Annotated in this window: 13 protein-coding genes; 5 read left to right on the top strand and 8 right to left on the bottom strand. The window is 74.7% G+C overall.

All coding sequences use genetic code 11. The annotated features are described in order from the left end of the window. Positions 1-75 precede the first annotated feature (75 nt). Positions 76-288, top strand: a complete 213-nt coding sequence (locus OG553_RS19680) for a DUF397 domain-containing protein (RefSeq protein ID WP_125601481.1) — start codon at positions 76-78, stop codon at positions 286-288. 109 nt (positions 289-397) lie between these two features. On the opposite strand, the gene OG553_RS19675 is transcribed toward OG553_RS19680, so the two are convergent. After that, complete coding sequence (locus OG553_RS19675) at positions 398-1,261, bottom strand: hypothetical protein (RefSeq protein WP_405980243.1); 864 nt, start codon at positions 1,259-1,261, stop codon at positions 398-400. Positions 1,262-1,389: 128 nt separating this feature from the next. Here OG553_RS19675 and OG553_RS19670 point away from each other — a divergent pair, with 128 nt between their 5' ends. Continuing rightward, positions 1,390-2,604, top strand: a complete 1,215-nt coding sequence (locus OG553_RS19670) for a PLP-dependent aminotransferase family protein (RefSeq protein ID WP_405980242.1) — start codon at positions 1,390-1,392, stop codon at positions 2,602-2,604. Here the strand turns inward: OG553_RS19670 and OG553_RS19665 are convergent. Continuing rightward, positions 2,601-4,343 (bottom strand): AMP-dependent synthetase/ligase, encoded by a 1,743-nt coding sequence (locus tag OG553_RS19665; RefSeq protein WP_405980241.1) that lies wholly within the window; start codon positions 4,341-4,343, stop codon positions 2,601-2,603. The genes OG553_RS19670 and OG553_RS19665 overlap by 4 nt on opposite strands. 117 nt (positions 4,344-4,460) lie before the next feature. Between OG553_RS19665 and OG553_RS19660 the strand changes: the two genes are divergently transcribed. Further along, positions 4,461-5,471 carry an AraC family transcriptional regulator gene (locus OG553_RS19660; protein WP_405980240.1) on the top strand — a complete coding sequence of 337 codons (1,011 nt, stop codon included), beginning with the start codon at positions 4,461-4,463 and terminating at the stop codon, positions 5,469-5,471. A gap of 145 nt (positions 5,472-5,616) precedes the next feature. Continuing rightward, entirely contained in the window at positions 5,617-6,774 is a 1,158-nt protein-coding gene (locus tag OG553_RS19655) for a lipase family protein (RefSeq protein WP_405980239.1), read from the top strand. 28 nt (positions 6,775-6,802) lie between these two features. Here the strand turns inward: OG553_RS19655 and OG553_RS19650 are convergent, their stop codons facing one another. Both OG553_RS19650 and OG553_RS19645 read right to left on the bottom strand, forming a co-directional pair. After that, complete coding sequence (locus OG553_RS19650; protein ID WP_405980238.1) at positions 6,803-8,344, bottom strand: alpha/beta hydrolase; 1,542 nt, start codon at positions 8,342-8,344, stop codon at positions 6,803-6,805. Between the two features lie 91 nt (positions 8,345-8,435). Beyond that, entirely contained in the window at positions 8,436-10,319 is a 1,884-nt protein-coding gene (locus OG553_RS19645; protein ID WP_405980237.1) for an AMP-dependent synthetase/ligase, read from the bottom strand. A gap of 191 nt (positions 10,320-10,510) precedes the next feature. Between OG553_RS19645 and OG553_RS19640 the strand changes: the two genes are divergently transcribed. Further along, positions 10,511-11,233 carry a hypothetical protein gene (locus tag OG553_RS19640; protein ID WP_405980236.1) on the top strand — a complete coding sequence of 241 codons (723 nt, stop codon included), beginning with the start codon at positions 10,511-10,513 and terminating at the stop codon, positions 11,231-11,233. A 19-nt stretch (positions 11,234-11,252) separates the two neighbouring features. Here the strand turns inward: OG553_RS19640 and OG553_RS19635 are convergent, their stop codons facing one another. From OG553_RS19635 to OG553_RS19620, 4 genes are all read right to left on the bottom strand, one after another. Further along, positions 11,253-11,951 (bottom strand): PASTA domain-containing protein, encoded by a 699-nt coding sequence (locus tag OG553_RS19635; protein WP_405980235.1) that lies wholly within the window; start codon positions 11,949-11,951, stop codon positions 11,253-11,255. 105 nt (positions 11,952-12,056) lie between these two features. Further along, positions 12,057-14,066 (bottom strand): DUF4173 domain-containing protein, encoded by a 2,010-nt coding sequence (locus OG553_RS19630; RefSeq protein WP_405980234.1) that lies wholly within the window; start codon positions 14,064-14,066, stop codon positions 12,057-12,059. A gap of 114 nt (positions 14,067-14,180) precedes the next feature. Continuing rightward, complete coding sequence (locus OG553_RS19625; protein ID WP_405980233.1) at positions 14,181-15,626, bottom strand: hypothetical protein; 1,446 nt, start codon at positions 15,624-15,626, stop codon at positions 14,181-14,183. 68 nt (positions 15,627-15,694) lie between these two features. Next, on the bottom strand, positions 15,695-17,182 hold the full coding sequence (locus OG553_RS19620; protein ID WP_405980232.1) for an FAD-dependent monooxygenase: 1,488 nt from the start codon (positions 17,180-17,182) through the stop codon (positions 15,695-15,697). Positions 17,183-17,275 lie beyond the last annotated feature (93 nt).

The raw sequence follows: 17,275 nt of genomic DNA, 5'->3' as shown, positions 1-17,275 counted from the left end.
GTAGCGTCGATCACGTCGGCCCGGGATTTCCCCGGCCGGCAGCAACCGGAACTACTCGCTGAACCGGAGAAGAACATGGCTATTCGTCAGGGCGGCACGGAAAACTGGACCAAGTCCTCCTACTCCGGCGGAAACGGGGCCTGCGTCGAGGTCAAGTCCCCCGTCACGCAGGCCATCGCCGTCCGCGACTCGAAGGTGCAGGACGGTCCGTCCCTCACCTTCGCGCCGGGTTCCTGGACCTCCTTCGTCACCGGTGTGGTCGAGGGCGGACTGGGACGCCTCGCCTGAACCGTCCGAACCCCCCACACAGCAGCACCCCGTACGGAGCCCTCTCGACCGGCCCGCCGTCCTGGCCGAGGGGGCTCGGCCACGTCCGCGCCCGGTCGGCCGGAGGCGGTCAGCGCAGCCTGTCCACGTACCGGTCGGTGCCCGGCACCGTCGGGACGAACGGCGCGACCAGCTCCACCCGCCCCAGCCCCGACTCCGCGACCTCCGCGTCGAGCCCCTCGAAGCGGTCCCAGCAGCTGCGCGGGTCGGCCTCCAGGAACCACAGCAGCGTCAGCCGGGTGTCGACCCCCTCGACCTGCTTGACGTAGGTCATCCGGTCCCCGGGCAGCGGGGTCGGCCGGAAGACCGTGACCATCGCCGCCGGTGAGCCGTGCAGCCGGCGCGGCAGCGCCCGCGAGCGCAGCCACTCCAGCAGCTCCGCCCGCCGCCCCGGTCCGTCGGCGTCGACGACCTGGAGGACCAGCCCGGCGTACGGGTGGTCGAGGGCGTGGAAGTCCCGAGGGCCCGCGGCCCCGTCGCGGTAGACCGTGGCCTCGTGGTCCTGGAAGGCCGTGAAGACGTGGGTGCGGTCCTGGTAGACGCGGCCGTCGCGGTTCAGCCGCTTGTTGATGCCGACGGTCCACTTCATGTGCTCGTCGTAGCGGCCCTCGGTGACCCAGTACGTCGATATGTAGCAGCCGGCGGTGACGGGCTGGGCCACGGCCGACTTCTCGGGGTAGCGCAGCTCCTGGAGGTCGCGGGTGGCCACCCAGCGGCGGCCGGCGTACATCCAGGGCATGGCCATGGCGCCGGCGTAGTAGTGGTCGTCCTCGTACCAGCGGTTGTACGCGTACTCGTGGCCCGGGTGTGGTTCCACCATCGTGATCAGCGCGTGGCCGGGGCGGACCCCGTACGGACCGACGGCGGCGAGCTCCGCGTAGTCGCCGGGCCTGGTGTCTTCGCGTCCTTCTCGTTCCCGCTCGTCTCTCGTCATGGCAACGGTCTATCTGATGCCACGTCAGTTGTGGAGGGGGCGTGCGGTGTTCAGCCCTCGGAAAGGTAGGTGCCCTCTACAGCTTTCACCGTTAGGCTGCGGCCACCCGCCACCGAAGGAGCCGCCCCGTGACCCTCCCACCGAGCACCGCCGCCTCCGCCGCAGCCGCCCCGCCCGCCTTCGCCGCGCGCGCCCGCTCCGTGGGCGGCTCGCCCGTGCGGGAGATCCTCGCGCTCACCGAACGCCCCGGGGTGATCTCCTTCGCCGGGGGCCTGCCCGCGCCCGAGCTCTTCGACACCGAGGGCCTGCGCGCCGCGTACGACGCCGTCCTGACCGGCGCCGGAGCCGCCCGCGCCCTCCAGTACTCCACCACCGAGGGCGCCCCCGAACTGCGCTCGGCCGTCGCCGCCCGGGCCGCCGCCCGGGGCCTGGCCACCTCGGCGCGGGACGTCCTGGTCACCACCGGCTCGCAGCAGGGGCTCACCCTCCTCGCCGCCACCCTCCTGGAGCCCGGCGACACGGTGCTCGTGGAGAACCCCACCTACCTGGCGGCCCTCCAGTGCTTCGCCCTGGCCGGAGCCCGGGTCATACCCGTGCCCTGCGACGAGCAGGGCCTGCTCCCCGACGCCCTCGCCGAGATCACCGCCCGGGAGCGGCCGAAACTGCTCTACACGATCCCCACCTTCCAGAACCCGACCGGCCGCACCCTGCCCGGGGACCGCCGGGCCGAGGTGGCCCGGACCGCGGCGCGGCTCGGACTGTGGATCGTCGAGGACGACCCGTACGGGGACCTCCGCTACGAGGGCGCCCACGAGCCCTGGATCGCCGCCCACCCGGGCGCCGAGGACCGCACCGCCCTGCTCGGCAGCTTCTCGAAGGTGATGGCCCCCGGGCTGCGCCTGGGCTGGCTGCGCGCCCCCGCCGCCCTGTGCCGGGCGGCGGTCGTCGCCAAGCAGGCGGCGGACCTGCACACCTCGACGGTGGACCAGCTGGCCGCCGCCCACTACCTCGGCGCCCAGGACCTCGACGCCCACGTCACCCGGGTCCGGGACGCCTACCGCGCGCGCCGCGACGCCCTCCTCGCCGGACTCGGGGCGGCGCTCCCCGCCGGCTCGGAGTGGAACCGCCCCGAGGGCGGCATGTTCGTGTGGGCCCGCCTACCCGAGGGGTACGACGCGGGGGCCCTGCTGAAGTCCGCCGTCGCGCACGACGTGGCGTACGTGCCCGGGGCCCCCTTCTTCACGGGCGCCCCGGACCCGCGCACGCTGCGGCTGTCCTTCACCACGCACACCCCGCAGGAGATCGCCGAGGGCCTGGACCGGCTCCGCCGCGCCCTGGCCTAAGCGGTGTACAGCTCCTCTATCTCGGCCGCGTAGCGCCGGGCCACCTCCGCGCGGCGCAGTTTCAGCGTCGGGGTGAGGGTGCCGGCGCCGACCGACAGTTCCTCGTCCAGGACGCGGAAGGCCCGGACGCGGGCCGGGCGGGAGACGGTGGCGTTGGCCGCGGCGACGGCCCGCGCCACCAGCTCCCGTACAGCCGGGTGCGCGGCGGGGGCCGGGCCGAGGTCGAGGGACTCGCGGGCGGCCCAGGCGGTGAGCTCCCCCGCGTCCAGGGTGATCAGGGCGACGGGGTGGGGGCGCCGGTCGCCGATCAGGACCGCGTGCGAGACGAGCGGGGAGGCGGCCTGGACGGCGAACTCCACCTCGGTCGGGGTGATGTTCTTGCCGGCCGAGGTGATGATCAGCTCCTTCTTGCGGCCGGTGACGGACAGGTAGCCGTCGGCGTCCAGTTCGCCCAGGTCCCCGGTGTGCAGCCAGCCGTCCGCGTCCAGGACGCCGGCCGTGGCGTCCTCGTTCGCGTGGTAGCCCGGGAACACCATCGGGCCCCGGGCGAGCACCTCCCCGTCCGGGGCGATCCGCACCTCGCAGCCCGCCACCGGCCGGCCCACCGTGCCGTACCGGACGGCGCCCGGGTGGTTGAGGCTGATCACCCCGGCCGACTCCGTCATCCCGTAGCCCTCGAACACCCGGATCCCGCAGGCGCGCAGGAAGTCGAGGGTGGCCGGGGCGATCGGGGCGCCGCCGGTCAGGGCCCACCTGAGCCGGCCCCCGAAGGCGGCCCGGACCAGGGCGTACAGGGACTCCTCCGCCGCCTCCCACGCCGGGCGCAGCTCCCGCGGCAGGGCCCCGTCCGCGGCGAGGACGCCGAGGCGGACGGCCTCCTCGAAGCGTTCCCGGCCGCCCTCCCGGCCCTCCGCCAGGCCCAGCACCACCGCGTGGACCTTCTCGAACAGCCGGGGCACCGAGGGCAGGTGCGTCGGCCGTGCCTCGGCCAGTTCGGCCACCACGTCCTCGACCCGGCCCCCGAAGTAGCACAGCTCCCCGCCCTCCAGCAGGGTGGTGAACTGGATCAGCTGCGCCAGCACGTGCGCCAGCGGCAGGTACAGGTACGTGGAGTCGCCGGGCCCGCCCTGGACCAGGGGGAGGGTGGCGTCCTGGACGGCCCCGAGGTTGCCGTGCGTGAGCCGGCAGCCCTTGGGCAGGCCCGTGGTGCCGGAGGTGTAGATGATCGCGGCGTCCGCGGCGGGGGTCACGGCGGCGGCCCGCGCGGCGAGTTCGGCGTCCGAGGCGTCCGAGGGCTCCGGCGGGGCGCCGGGCACGTCCATGCGTACGACGGCCCGGAGCGCGGGCAGCTTCGGCCGCAGCGCCTCCACCCGGGCCGCCTGGGCGGCGTCCTCGCAGACGGCCACCACCGCCTCGGAGTCGGAGAGCACCCAGGCGAGCTCCTCCTCGCCCGCCGTCGGGTACACCGGCACGAGGACGGCGCCCGCCGCCAGGATCCCGAAGTGGGCGTACGTCCACTCGGGCCGGGTCTCCGCCAGCACCGCCACCCGCTCCCCGGCCCCGACGCCCAGACCGAGCAGGGTGCGCCCCGCCTCGCGTACGGCGGCGGCGAGTCCGGCGTACGTACGGGTCGTCCAGCCACCGCCGTCCGGCGCGCGGAAGCGGAGCGCCGTGGCCTCCCCGTACTTCTCCTCGGTCCACTGGGTGAACACCGCCAGCGTGCTCGGACGACCGTCCATCGCTTGCCCTCCCGGGATAGGTGACCCCCGATGGTGGGCACGCCCGGCCCCTTCCCGGCATGACCGGAAGCGTCACCCCCGCTGACCGCAGCGCTCATTGGGGCTACCTTCGAAGCCATGGGGAGGCGGACGGTCACCGTGCACCACGTGCGGGCCGTGCTCGCGGGGGCGCGGCGCGGCGGCCTGGACCTGGTGCCGCTGCTCCAGGAGGCGCAGATCCCGCCGCTGCTGCTCGGCGACGACCGGGCGCGGATCACGCCCGCGCAGTTCGCGCGGCTCTTCCGGGCCCTGTACCGGACCACGCAGGACGAGTTCCTCGGGCTGTCCGCGGTGCCGAGCCGGCCGGGCACCTTCGCGATGATGTGCCACGCCTGCCTGGGCTGCCGGGACCTGGGCGCGGCCGTGGAGCGGGCGGCGGTCTTCTACGGGCTGTTCCCGGGCGGGCCGGAGCTGGCCCTGGAGACCGGGGGCGGGCGGGCCCGGTTCACCGTCCGCAACGACTTCGACGGTGACGAGGAGCGCTTCCTGACCGAGTGCGTCCTCGCGATCTGGCACCGGCTGTGCAGCTGGCTCGTCGGACGGCGGATCCCCCTGGAGCACGCCGCCTTCGCCTATCCCCCGCCGCCGCACCGGGACGAGTACGACACCCTCTTCGACTGCCCGGTGCGGTTCGGGGCCGGGCGGACGGAGGCCGTCTTCGACGCGCGCTGGCTGACCGCGCCGCTCGTGCGGGACGAGCCCGCGCTCGACGCGATGCTCCGCCGGGCCCCCTTCGACCTGCTGTCGCGCCCCGAGTACGGGACCACGGTCGCCGAGCAGGTGCGCCGGACCCTGACGCGCCGGCTGCGCGGCTCGCCGCGGCTGCCCGAGCTCGGGGAGGTGGCGGCGCGCCTGGCGGTGTCCCCGGCGACGCTGCGGCGCCGGCTGCGGCAGGAGGGGACCTCCTTCCAGCAGCTCAAGGACGACGTGCGGCGGGACGCGGCGATCGCGGGCCTGGCCGAGGGCGGTGAACCGATCGCGGAACTCGCCGCCCGCCTGGGCTTCTCGGAGGACACCGCCTTCCACCGCGCGTTCCGCCGCTGGACGGGCACCACCCCGGGCGCGTACCGCATCGCCTCGGGCGGGTAGCGGGGGCGCCGGCCGCGCGGCGCGGCGGGCCGGGGTGGGTGGCGGGGTCAGGAAAGGTGAGCTTTCCGGTCAGCGACATGCCGACCGGTCGGTCACTACCTTCGCCTCACCTGCCCCCACCCCCACGGCCGTCGGGAGATCCCCCATGCGTCTGCGCAGCACCGCACTCGCCACCACCGCCGCCCTGACCGTCCTGGCGTTCTCGGCCTCCGGGCCCGCCGCCACCGCCGAGGAGGCCGACGGAGGCCGGCCCGGCGACGTCGTCTCCAGCGCCCCCTCCGCCTTCCACCCGCTGCCCGGCCAGCCGACCGGCACCAGGGCCTGGAAGGTGCACTACCGCTCGACCACCGCCGACGGCGCCCCGAACGTGGTCTCGGGCACCGTCATCGTCCCGCAGGACGGCCGCACCGGCCCGCGCCCGCTGATCACGTACGCGGTCGGGACGGTGGGCCTGGGCGACTCCTGCGCGCCGAGCAACAACCTTCCGAACGGCACCGCCATGGAGGCCAACCTCATCCAGCAGTACACCCAGCGCGGCTGGGCCGTCGTCGTCACCGACTACGAGGGCCTCGGCACCCCCGGCGTCCACACCTACACGGTGGGCCCCTCGGCCGGGCACGCGATGCTCGACGCCGCCCGCGCCGCGATCCGGCTGCCCGGGACGGGGCTGGACGCCGACACCCCGGTCGGCATCATGGGCTACTCGCAGGGCGGGCAGGCCAGCAGCTGGGCCGCCGAGCTGCAGGGCTCGTACGCCCCCGAGCTGAAGGTGAAGGGGACGGCGACCGGCGGCGTCCCCGCCGACCTGCTGGAGGTGGCCGCCTTCAACAACGGCTCGTACGGCTCCGGCCTGATCTTCATGGCGGCTGCCGGGCAGGACGCGGCCTTCCCCGAGCTGAAGCTCGACTCGTACCTCAACCCGGCGGGCCGGGCCCTGGTGGCCGGGATGAAGGAGAACTGCGTGGCCGTCGACGCCGTCGCCGGGTCCTTCAAGCGGATCTCCGACCTGACGACCCGCGACCCGCTCGCGCAGCCCGACTGGCAGGCCCGGCTGAACCAGAGCCGGCTGGGCGGGACCGCCCCGGCCGCGCCCGTGCTCCAGTACCACGCGCTCGGCGACGAGCTGATCCCGTACGGGGTGGGGCGGCAGCTGCGTTCGCAGTGGTGCGCGCGGGGCGCGGACGTCCAGTTCGACACCATCGTGCTCGGCGAGCACGTCAGCGGGGTCATCACGCACTCCCTGGCGGTCGGGAACTGGCTGGCGGACCGCTTCGCGGGCCGCGCCACCCGCCCCGACTGCTGAACCGGCCCTTCGCCGGTGCCCCGCCGGTTCACTCGCCGGCGGGGCAGGAGCGCGTCCCGCCGGGCAGTTTCCCGGCGAGCAGGAAACCGTCGACGTAGCCGCGTACGCAGGCGGAGGCGGCGTAGCCGGTGTGGCCGTCGCCCTTGTGGTCGATGACCACCGCCGAGCCGAGCCGGCGGGCCGTCTCCTCGGTCCACTCGTACGGGGTCGCCGGATCGCCGCGCGTGCCGACGAGGAGCATCCGGGGCGCGCCCGGGTGGTCGATGCGGCGGATGAAGTCGGTGCCCGCGGGGCGGCCGTAGCAGGACAGTACGGTCATCAGCTGGCCCGGCCCGAAGACGGGGGAGGTCCGGCGGAACTCGTCCTGGAGCTCGCGGATCTCCTGCTCGATGGCCTGCGGACTGGCCTTGTCGTTGCTCCGGTCGGGGTCGTCGGCGCAGTTCACGGCGGTGAGGGCGGCCTCGGCGTTGTCGTCGGGGATCTTGTTCGGGCCGTCGGCGGGCGGTGACTCGGCCGGGCCGCCCAGTTCCATCAGCGGGACGGGGTCGCGGTCGCGTTCCACGCGTGCGAGGGCCCCGGCGAGGTCGGGCCACAGGCTCCGGGAGTACAGGGCGGCACCGATGGCCCCCACCGCGTCCTGGCCGGTGAAGTGGGAGCCGTCGTCCCCGACCAGCGGGTGTTCGTCGAGCCGTTCGACGAGGGCCTCGACCTTCTCGCGGGCGGTGCGGGTGTTGGTGCCGTAGACGCAGTCGTACTGGTGGGCGCACCAGCCGAGGAAGTTCTCCAGGGCCCGCTGCTGGCCGCGTGCGGAGACGAGGGCCTGTTCGGTGAGGGGTTCGGTGAGGGTGTCGACCCCGTCGAGGACCATCCGGCCGGTCCGGCGGGGGAACTGGGCGGCGTAGACGGCGCCGAGCCGGGTGCCGTAGGAGAAGCCGAGGTAGTTGAGCTTCGGGTCGCCGAGGGCCTCGCGGATGCGGTCCATGTCCCGGGAGACGTTGACGGTGCCGATGTACGGGAGCACGGGCCCGGAGTGCAGTGCGCAGCGCTCGGCGACGGCTCGGAGGGCGGCCAGCTGCGAGGCGGCGTCGCCGGGCACCTCGTCGCCGGTCTCCTGGGAGCCGCCGCAGGAGACGGGGGTGCTGAGGCCGACGCCGCGCGGGTCGAAGGCGACGAGGTCGTAGCGTTCGCCGAGCTTCGCGAAGGGCTTGGGGTCGGCGGCGAGGGAGGCGATCCCGGGGCCGCCGGGGCCGCCGAAGTTCAGCAGGAGGGAGCCTAGGGGGCGGCGGCCGGGGGCGGTGGCGGGGATGCGGGCCACGGCTATCCGGGTGGTGCCCTTGTCGGGGTGGGCGTGGTCGAGGGGGACGGTCACCTCCGCGCACCGCATGCCCGCGGGTACGCGTTCGAGGGGGCAGTCCCCCCAGCGTATGCGCGGGCCGGCCGGCGCGGAGGCTTCGGGGGTGGCCGCCGCCGGGGCCGCGGGAGCGGCGGTGAGGGAGGCGGCCAGCACCACCGCGCAGGCGGCGGAGGCCGTTCCGGTGGCCGTACGCAGACGGGGACGGGGACGGGGCATGCGCCCTCCTCGGGTCGCCCCCCGGACCTTGTCGGCCCAGCCCACGATAGGCGGGCCCCGCCGCCCCCGCCCCTCGGGCCGGCCGCCCGGGTCAGGTGGTGCGCGGCGCCCGGTACAGCTCGTCGATCCGGTCCGCGTGGTCCCGGGCGACGGCGGCGCGCTTGATCTTCAGCGAGGGGGTCAGGTGGCCGCGTTCCTGAGTGAAGTCCTCGGGCAGGACGGTGAAGCGGCGGATGGACTCGGCCCGCGACACCAGCTTGTTCGCCTCGTCCACCGCCCGCTGGAGCTCGGCGAGCAGCTCCGGGTCGGTGACCAGCTCCCGGATCGGCACGCCCTGCTTCTTGTGCATCTGCCGCCAGTGGGCGAGCCCGTCCGGCTCCAGGGTGATCAGGGCCGCGATGTAGGGGCGGTTGTCGCCGATCACCAGGCACTGGCCGACCAGGGGGTGGGCGCGCAGCCAGTCCTCCAGGGGTGCGGGGGCGACGTTCTTGCCTCCGGAGGTGATGATCAGGTCCTTCTTGCGGCCGGTGATGGTCAGGTAGCCGTCGGCGTCGAGCTCGCCGATGTCCCCGGTGGCCAGCCACTCGCCCGGCGGGTGGGCGGCGACGTTCCAGTACCCGGCGAAGACGTGCCGGCCGCGCAGCAGCACCTCCCCGTCGTCGGCGATGCGCACCGCCGTCCCCGGCAGCGGCCAGCCGACGGTGCCGAGGCGGGGGCGCTGGGGCGGGGTGATGGTCGAGGCCGCGGTCGTCTCGGTCAGCCCGTAGCCCTCGAAGACGTCGATCCCGGCGCCGGTGTAGAAGGCGGCGAGGCGGCGTCCGAGGGGGGAGCCGCCGCTGAGGACGTAGCGGACCCGGCCGCCGAGGGCGGCCCGGATGCGGCGGTAGACGAGCGGGTCGTACAGGGCGCGGGCGGCCCGCAGTCCCATGCCGGGCTTCCCGCCCTCCGCGGTCTCCCCGTACCGCTGGGCGATCCGTGCCGCCCGGTCGAAGGAGGAGGCCCGGCCCATCTTCTCGGCGGTGGCGCGGGCGGTGTTGTAGACCTTCTCCAGTACGTAGGGGATGGCGAGCAGGAAGGTCGGCCGGAAGCCGGCGAGGTCGGCGAGGAGTTCCTCGGTGGCGATGCTCGGCGCGTGCCCGAGCTTGACGCGGGCGCGCAGGCAGCCGACGGCGACCATCCGCCCGAACACGTGCGACAGCGGCAGGAACAGCAGGGTGGAGGCGGGCTCCGTGCTCACGGACCGGAAGACGGGGTGCAGCAGCTCGACGGCGTTGTCGACCTCGGCGTGGAAGTTGCCGTGGGTGAGCACGCAGCCCTTGGGGGTGCCGGTGGTGCCGGAGGTGTAGACGAGCGTGGCGACGGATTCGGGCGTACGGGCGGCCCTGCGGGCGTGCACGATCGCGTCGGGCAGGTGTTCCCCGGCCTTGACGAGCCGGGCCAGGGCGCCCGTGTCGAACTCCCACAGGTGCGCGAGGCCGGGGAGGCTGGCGCGCTCGGCGCTGATCAGGCGGGCCTGGACGGTGTCCTCGACGGCGCAGGCCACGGCCCCGGAGTCGTGGATGATCCAGCGGGCCTGGAGGGCGGAGGCGGTCGGGTAGACGGGTACGGTCACCAGGCCGGCGGCCCATCCGGCGAAGTCGAGCAGGGTCCACTCGTAGGTGGTCCGGGCCATGATGGCGAGCCGGTCGCCCTCGGCGAGGCCCTCGGCGATCAGCCCCTTGGCGACGGCGAGGACCTCGCGCGCGAACTCGGCGGCGGTGACGTCGCGCCAGACTCCGTCGCGGTCCTTGCGGGCGAGTACGGCCTCGCGGGGGGCCTCGCGGGCGTTCTGGAACGGTATGTCCCCGAGGGACCCGCTGATCGCCGGCCCGGCGAGCGGCGGAACGGACACCTCGCGCACCACCCCGGCGACGATCGTCTTGACGGGCTCGACGGGCTGCGGCTGGGCTGCGTCCACGGCGTTCTCCTCGCTCATCCCGCTGTTACCGCCGGTAATCTACGCATGCCCCCACGCCGGGGACCACCCCCCGTACACCATCTCCCCGCCGGCTCCACACCCCGTCGACGGCGCACACACGCCGGCCCCGCATGCCGGAACCCCTGCGTCAGCGGGCCCGCACCGGGCAGAATTCCGCACGGGTCCGTCCCCACCCCTAGGAGCAGCCGGTGTCGCCGTCCCAGGAAATCGATCTGACGCTCACCCCCGCCCAGGCCGCCACGGGCGTCGTCATCCCCGTCACCCTGGCGACCGGTACCCAGCGCCTGCGCATACCCCCGGCCCGCAACGGCGACCTCGTCCGGGCCCGCGTCGGCGAGACCGAAGTCCTGATCCGCATACGCGTCTCCGGCCCGCCGACCCCGCCCCCGGCGGCGGCACCGACGGCCCCGGGGGGCAAGAGCGGGGCGCTGGGCTGCCTGGTGGGGTTAGCCGTGGCGGCAGTGGTCATCAGCCTGGTCGTCGCCAACTCCGACGACGACTCGACCCCCACGGCGTCGCCCTCCCCCACGGCCTCGCCGACGTACACGCCGTACACCCCGCCCACGTACAGCCCGCCCACGTACACCCCGCCGACGTACGTCCCCGCACCGGCTCCGCCGCCCACCACGGAGGCCGCCCCGAGCCCCTTCGACACGGGCACGTGCCTCAACGGCCAGCTCCCCGACTCCACCACCGCGCAGACGGTCCGCGGGGTCAAGGAGGTCTCCTGCTCGGCCGACGACGCCCACTACCGGGTCATCCAGCGCTTCCCCGGCACCCACGACATGAGCCGCTGCGACGCCAACCCCCGCACCGAGTACGGCTTCTCGTACCAGTACACCCTCAACGGCAGCGTCATCAACGAGTACGTCTACTGCCTGGTCGGCATCGGCTCCTACTCCCGCGCCTGACCCGGCGGAAGCGGGTCGCCTACTGCCAGCGGTACGGCTTGATGCTCGGGTCGTAGGAGCAGGTGACAGTGGTGCCGTTCGTGGCGCGGGCCGTGCGGCCGCGGTCGGCGTTCGGGCAGAACTGGCCGTCCACCACCGGGTGGCCGTTGGAGGTGCAGGCGTAGCCGCTCTTGCCGTCCGGGCAGGTGGTCATGGCGCCGGAGCCGCCCGTCGGGGGCTTGGCCTTCGTCGGAGCCGGCGCCGGGGCCGGGGCCCCGGTGGTGGGGGCCGGTGGCGCGGTGTACGCCGGGTCGTTCTTCTGGTCCAGGTAGCCGTGGTGGCTCACGGAGCAGTCCGCCTGCTTCGCCGCCAGGTTGAGGGTGACGTCGGCGTTCGCCGGGAGCGGGTCGCCCGCCCTGGGGGTGGTGGTGCACACGTACCAGGTGGCGTGCGCGTCCGGCAGGACGACGTCCGTGTGCAGGGCCGTGATGGTGATGCGCGTGGCCGACACGGACAGGGCGGCGAGGGCGTCCCGGGACGCCTGCGCGGTGCGGCCCGTCAGGTCCGGCATGGACCGGGGTGCGGGCGGGGTGGACGGGGCGGGTGGTGTGGCCGTCGGGGAAGGCGTTGTCGTCGCCGCCGCGTTCGCCTTCGGGGCGGGCTGCGGGCCGGCTCCGCAGCCCGTGAGGGCGAGGACGCCGAGGACTGCGACGGGGGCGAGGTACCGGGATATCCGCACGGTGGGGGTACTCCAGGGGCGAAGCGGGCCGAAGGCCCGGCTGGCGGGCCGTCATGATGGCATGCCCACGGCCGCTTCGCCCCGGAGTTCCGAGTTCCGGGTTCCCTACTCCACGCGGCTTCCGAACGCGCCCAGGCGGCTGCACTCCTCGACCGACGCCGTCACCGGGCGGTCGCGCAGGATCTGGCGGGCCCGGTGTTCGCCCAGGCTCGTCGCGTACCAGGGGGCGTCCGCCGCGCGCCGGAGCTCGGCCTCGATCGGCATCAGGGCGCAGGAGCGGCGGGGTTCGGGGAGGCGGTCCAGGTAGGGGGCGGCGTCCGCGGAGAGGTCGCGGAGGTAGGCGAGGTCCAGCTTGTCGTCCTGCTGGTAGCGGTTCACGTTGTACTCGGCGATGATCCCGTCCGGCGAGGCCAGACCGAAGGCCAGTACCGCCGCCGCCGCGCTGCCGACCACCGCGCGGGCCAGCCAGCGCCCGCCCGCGATCCCGGCCGCCATCAGCAGCACGATGACCAGGCCCAGCCACAGTTCCATGGTGACGACCGACAGCCGCAGCCGCGTCAGCCCGTACGCGTCCACGTACAGGTCCATGCGGCGCACTGCCGAGGCGACGACCACCAGGGTCAGCAGGCACAGCGTCCCCAGGACCGAGCGGACCAGACGCCGGTCACCGGCCCCGCCGCGCGGCGCCCAGCGCAGCGCGAACGCGATGACGGCGAGGACGAAGAGGGTGGCCCACAGCAGCTGCCAGAAGCCCTGGCGGGCGTACTCGGCGTACGTGAGGCCCGTGCTCTCCAGCACCTTGTCGTAGCCGCCGAACAGCACCGCGAGCTGGACCGCGTTGAACCCGGCGAAGAGCAGGTTCAGCACGATCAGCGGCAGGCTCCACTCCAGCCGCGAACGGGCCTTCCACTGGCGGGACCTGACGCGGTCCCAGCGGTGCGGGGCGGCGGCCGTGCGGGCGGCGGCGAGCGCCAGGACGGCGCCGAGCAGGAAGAGCAGGAACCTGAACGGGCCCTCTCCGACGGAGACGTCGGGCAGCAGCTCGCCGAGCAGGTCCGCGAAGGCGGCGTCGGCGGAGGCGAACAGCGCGCCGAAGACGATCAGCAGGACGGCCGCCACCAGCAGCGCCTTGATCACGGACACCCAGCGGTCGCGGCTCGCCCCGCCGCCGCGCGAACGTACGCCCTTCCACGCCCAGCCGACGCCGGTGACCGCGCTGTCGAAGAAGCCGAGCGGGGCGAGGAGCACGCCGGGCCAGCGGCTGGTTCCGTGCAGGGCGAGGGCCGCGAGCAGGACGGCGGCGAGGATCGCCAGCGTTGAGGGCCAGGCGGAGTCCCGCAGTGCCGGGACGGCGAGCAGGGCCACGCAGCCGGCCGCCCACAGCAGGCTCCACGGGCGGGCCTTGCGCCCGGCGGCGCGGGCGGCGGCGTACGCGGCCACCATGGCGGGCAGTACCGCGAGCAGCAGCCCGGGGCCCATGCCGTCCCCGAGGACGGTGGCGGTGGTGAGGCCGGCGGCGAGTACGGCGACGAGGGTGGCGGTGCGGACCGGCGCGGCCTCGGCGGGCCGGATCCGGCTCCACATGGAGTTCGCGGCCCGCGCGGCGGCCTCCTCCCGGGCCTTCTCCTGACTCAGCCGGAACTGGTGCATCTGCCAGAGGTGCCAGGCGGCCGGATCGTGCCCGCGCAACCCGGGCGCGATGGGCGGCGCAGGCGGGGCGGCGGGCGCCGCGCTCCGGCCGGGCTGCGCCCCCGCCCCCGGCGTCCGGACGGCCCAGGGGTCCTGCGCGGGCTGCGGGGCCGGAGCCTGAGCCTGAGCACCTGCCTGCGGAGCCGGGGCCGGGGCCGGGGCGGCTGGTGCCGGGGCCGGGGCCGGACCGGCCGGAGCTGCGGCCGATGCCGGGGCCTGATCGGCGGGCGCCGCGGCCGGATCGGCGGAAGCTGCGGCCGACGCCGGAGCCGGAGCCGGGGCCGGAGCGGCCGGCGCTGCGGCCTGGTCGGCAGGCGTAGGCCCCGACGCCGGGTCGCCCGGCGGAACCGGAGTCCCGCCGCCCGGCAGGGCCCGGGCGGGGTCGCCCGCTTTCGCCTGCTCGGCGCCGTCTGCGTTCTCGGACATCGGGTCCCTCCCCCTGTTGCGGAGCCGTCAGCGTAGGCCCGCACCCCCCGGTTTTGAACACATTCAACTCGCCCTTGTGTCAGGATCGTGACAAACCCAGAGCCGCCGGCCCGACTACGGACGCGCCGCCAGCAGCTCGGCGTACGGCACCGCCGTACGCCCGGAGTTGTACTGGGTGACCCCGTACCTGTCCCCGTTCTCCACGTCCTTGGACAGCCTCCCCGCGGAGTCCAGCGGGGCGATCTGGACGCTGAACCCGCTGTCCGTCCCGTTGATCCACCGGGTCGAGGTGAGGTACCGCGGCCTGCGCGTCACGTTCACGATGTTGTTGTTGTGGCGCACCCGACCGTGGTGCATGACGTAGTCCGGACACGGCGCGGGGCAGTCGAAGTACCTGCCCGGCTTCTCCTTCCACGAGAAGACCGGGAGGTAGTACCCGGGGTCGATCTCTCCCCGGTCACCCCTCATGAAGATGACCGCCATGTCGGCCAGGACGACGTCGTACTTCTTGTCCGTGGGGATCTGCACCACCCGGTCCGTGGTGAAGTCCGTCCCCGGCGCGATCCAGGCGCCCTCCCCCGGGACGACCGGACCGGTGTGGATGAACGCGTACCCCGCGGGCCGTACGAACGTCTCCGTGTCGAGGCCGGTCTCCATGTCCGCCCGCCACTTGTCCCGGCCCAGTCCGGTCCCCGCCGCGTCGAAGACCGACTCCCGCGCCCACACCCGGTAGAGGCTGTTGACGATGTACGCCGGAACGGCCCCGTCGTTCGTGACGCGGAGCTTCACCGGGAGGTAGACGACCGGCCGCCCCGGATCCTTCCTCGGCGTCCCGAACTTCGCCTCCACCTTGAAGTGGAAGAGCGCCGCGCTCGGCTGGTACACCGCCGAGTACGCGAAGTTCGCGGACGCCAGCACCGCCGTCGCCACCACACCGGCGGTGAAGCTCTTCGGGTGCGGGATCCCCTTCCAGGCCCGCTCCCGCCACACCGTCCACGAAGCCCACAGCGCCCACGCCGACAGCGCGAGGAACACCGGCAGGTACGGCGTCCACTCCCGCTCCTGGAACCACACCGCCAGCAGCAGCGCCTCGGTCCCCACCGTGACGAGTACGCCCGCCAGCACCGCCGCGCCCGAGTACGGGACCGTCCGCTTCCCCCAGAAGTCGAAGACCGCGGCCGCCGCGACGACCTGCACCGCCCCGGCGAGCACGAACAGCATCCCGGCCAGCCGCGCCGAGAAGGTCAGCGCGCCCAGCGCGTCCACCATCCCCACCCGGGCGAGCAGCAGCGCCGAGACCAGCAGCCCGGCGGCCAGCACGGCCATGACGGCGCGCCGGCGCCACGCACGGTCCGGCCAGGTGGCGCCGTCCGCCCCGCGCCAGGCCACCCGGGACCGGTCCGCCAGGTCCGTGCCGGGCGGCAGCCCCGCGCGGCGCAGCCGCCTGCGCAGGTCGGCCGGGGACCAGGCGCTCCCGGCCGGCTCGCCGTCGACGGTGACCGCGCGCAGCCCGCGCGCGTCCGGCGCCTGCACCACCACCCTGCGCGCACCCGTACCCATGCCCCCAGGCTCGGCCCCGCACCGGACCCCCGCACCCGGGGCTACTCCACCCCCGGCCCGGGCCCGGCTCAGCCGACGGGGCCGCCGAACCACCTGGCCAGGTGGGCGGGGAGTTCGGCCGGGTCCTCGCCCGCCCAGGCCACGTGGCCGTCCGGGCGCAGCAGCACCGACGGAGCGCCCGGCTCCGCACCCGGGTCGGTGACGTGGTCGACGCGGTCCTCCCAGCCCGCCACCGACAGCCCGCCCCCGGTCCGGTCGAGGAGCAGGCCCCGGCCCGCGTGCATCAGCTCGAACAGCCGCCGCCCCGTCCCCAGCGCGACGTCCCGCATCCTGCCGCCCACCAGCTCGTGGCCCTCGCCGAGGTCGTAGCGGACGCCGACCGCCGAGGTCAGCTCGGTCACGTACCGGTTGACCTCCTCGAAGTCCAGCAGCTTCGAGAACAGTTCCCGCAGCGCCACCGCCCCGGCGGTGTTCTCCAGCAGCGCCGTCTGCGCCCGGGTGTTGGCGATGACGGCCGCGCCCACCGGGTGCCGTTCGGCCTCGTACGTGTCGAGCAGCCCGGCCGGGGCCCGCCCGCCCACCTCGGCGGCGAGCTTCCAGCCGAGGTTGAACGCGTCCTGGACGCCGAGGCTGAGGCCCTGGCCGCCCGTCGGCGGGTGGATGTGCGCCGCGTCGCCGGCCAGCAGCACCCGCCCGACCCGGTACCGCTCGGCCTGCCGGGTGGCGTCGCCGACCCGGGACAGCCAGCGCGGCGAGTGCGCCCCGAAGTCGGTGCCCGCGTGGGCCCGCAGCCGCTCCTTGACCTCGTCGAGGGTCGTCTCGGCCGCACGGTCCTCCGCCACCCCGTCGGCGGGCACGATCACCCGGTACACGCCCTCGCCCATGGGGACGATGCCGAACCGGACGTGGACCTTGCGCACCTCCGCCGTGACGGCGGCGACCTTCTCCGCGTCCTCGGCCAGCTCCATGTCACCGAGCAGCGTCTCGACCTTGGCCGCCTCCCCCGGGAAACCGACGCCGAGCAGCTTGCGCACCGTGCTGCGGCCCCCGTCGCAGCCGACGAGGTAACGCGCCCGCAGCCGCGTCCCGTCGGACAGTTCGACGTCCACCCCGTCGGCGTCCTGCTCCAGCCCGACGACCTCGCAGCCGCGCCGGACCTCGGCGCCCAGCTCCACGGCCCGCTCGGTCAGCAGCCGTTCGGTGACGGTCTGCGGGGTGGCGAGCCCGTACGGGTGCGCGGTGTCCATCAGCTCCGGGCGCAGCTTGAGCAGCCCGCCGAAGTCGGCCGTCCGGTACGGCTCGCTGACCGCGAGGAACCGGTCCAGCAGGCCGCGCTGGTCCAGCATCTCGACGCTGCGCACCTGCATCCCGCGCCCGCGGGACTGCCCGGCCGGCTCGATGAGCCGTTCGAGCACGACCGTCCGCACCCCGGCGAGCCGCAGCTCGGCGGCCAGCATCAGGCCGGTGGGCCCGCCGCCCGCGATGACCACGTCGATGGTGCCGGTGGTGTCGATGGCGTCGCTCTTCTTCAACTGCTCCCCGTTTCCCCAGGTCATGGCTACGAGTGGGGATTCTGGACCACGACGGGGGTCTTGCGGCAAGACCCCCGTCGGGCTATAACTTGATCATGGCGAGGAGCTCATGAGCTC

This window comes from Streptomyces sp. NBC_00158 (assembly GCF_045160885.1).
GTDB lineage: Bacteria > Actinomycetota > Actinomycetes > Streptomycetales > Streptomycetaceae > Streptomyces.
The sequence above is the reverse complement of the archived record's forward strand: the minus strand, read 5'-3'. Positions and strand labels throughout refer to the sequence as shown.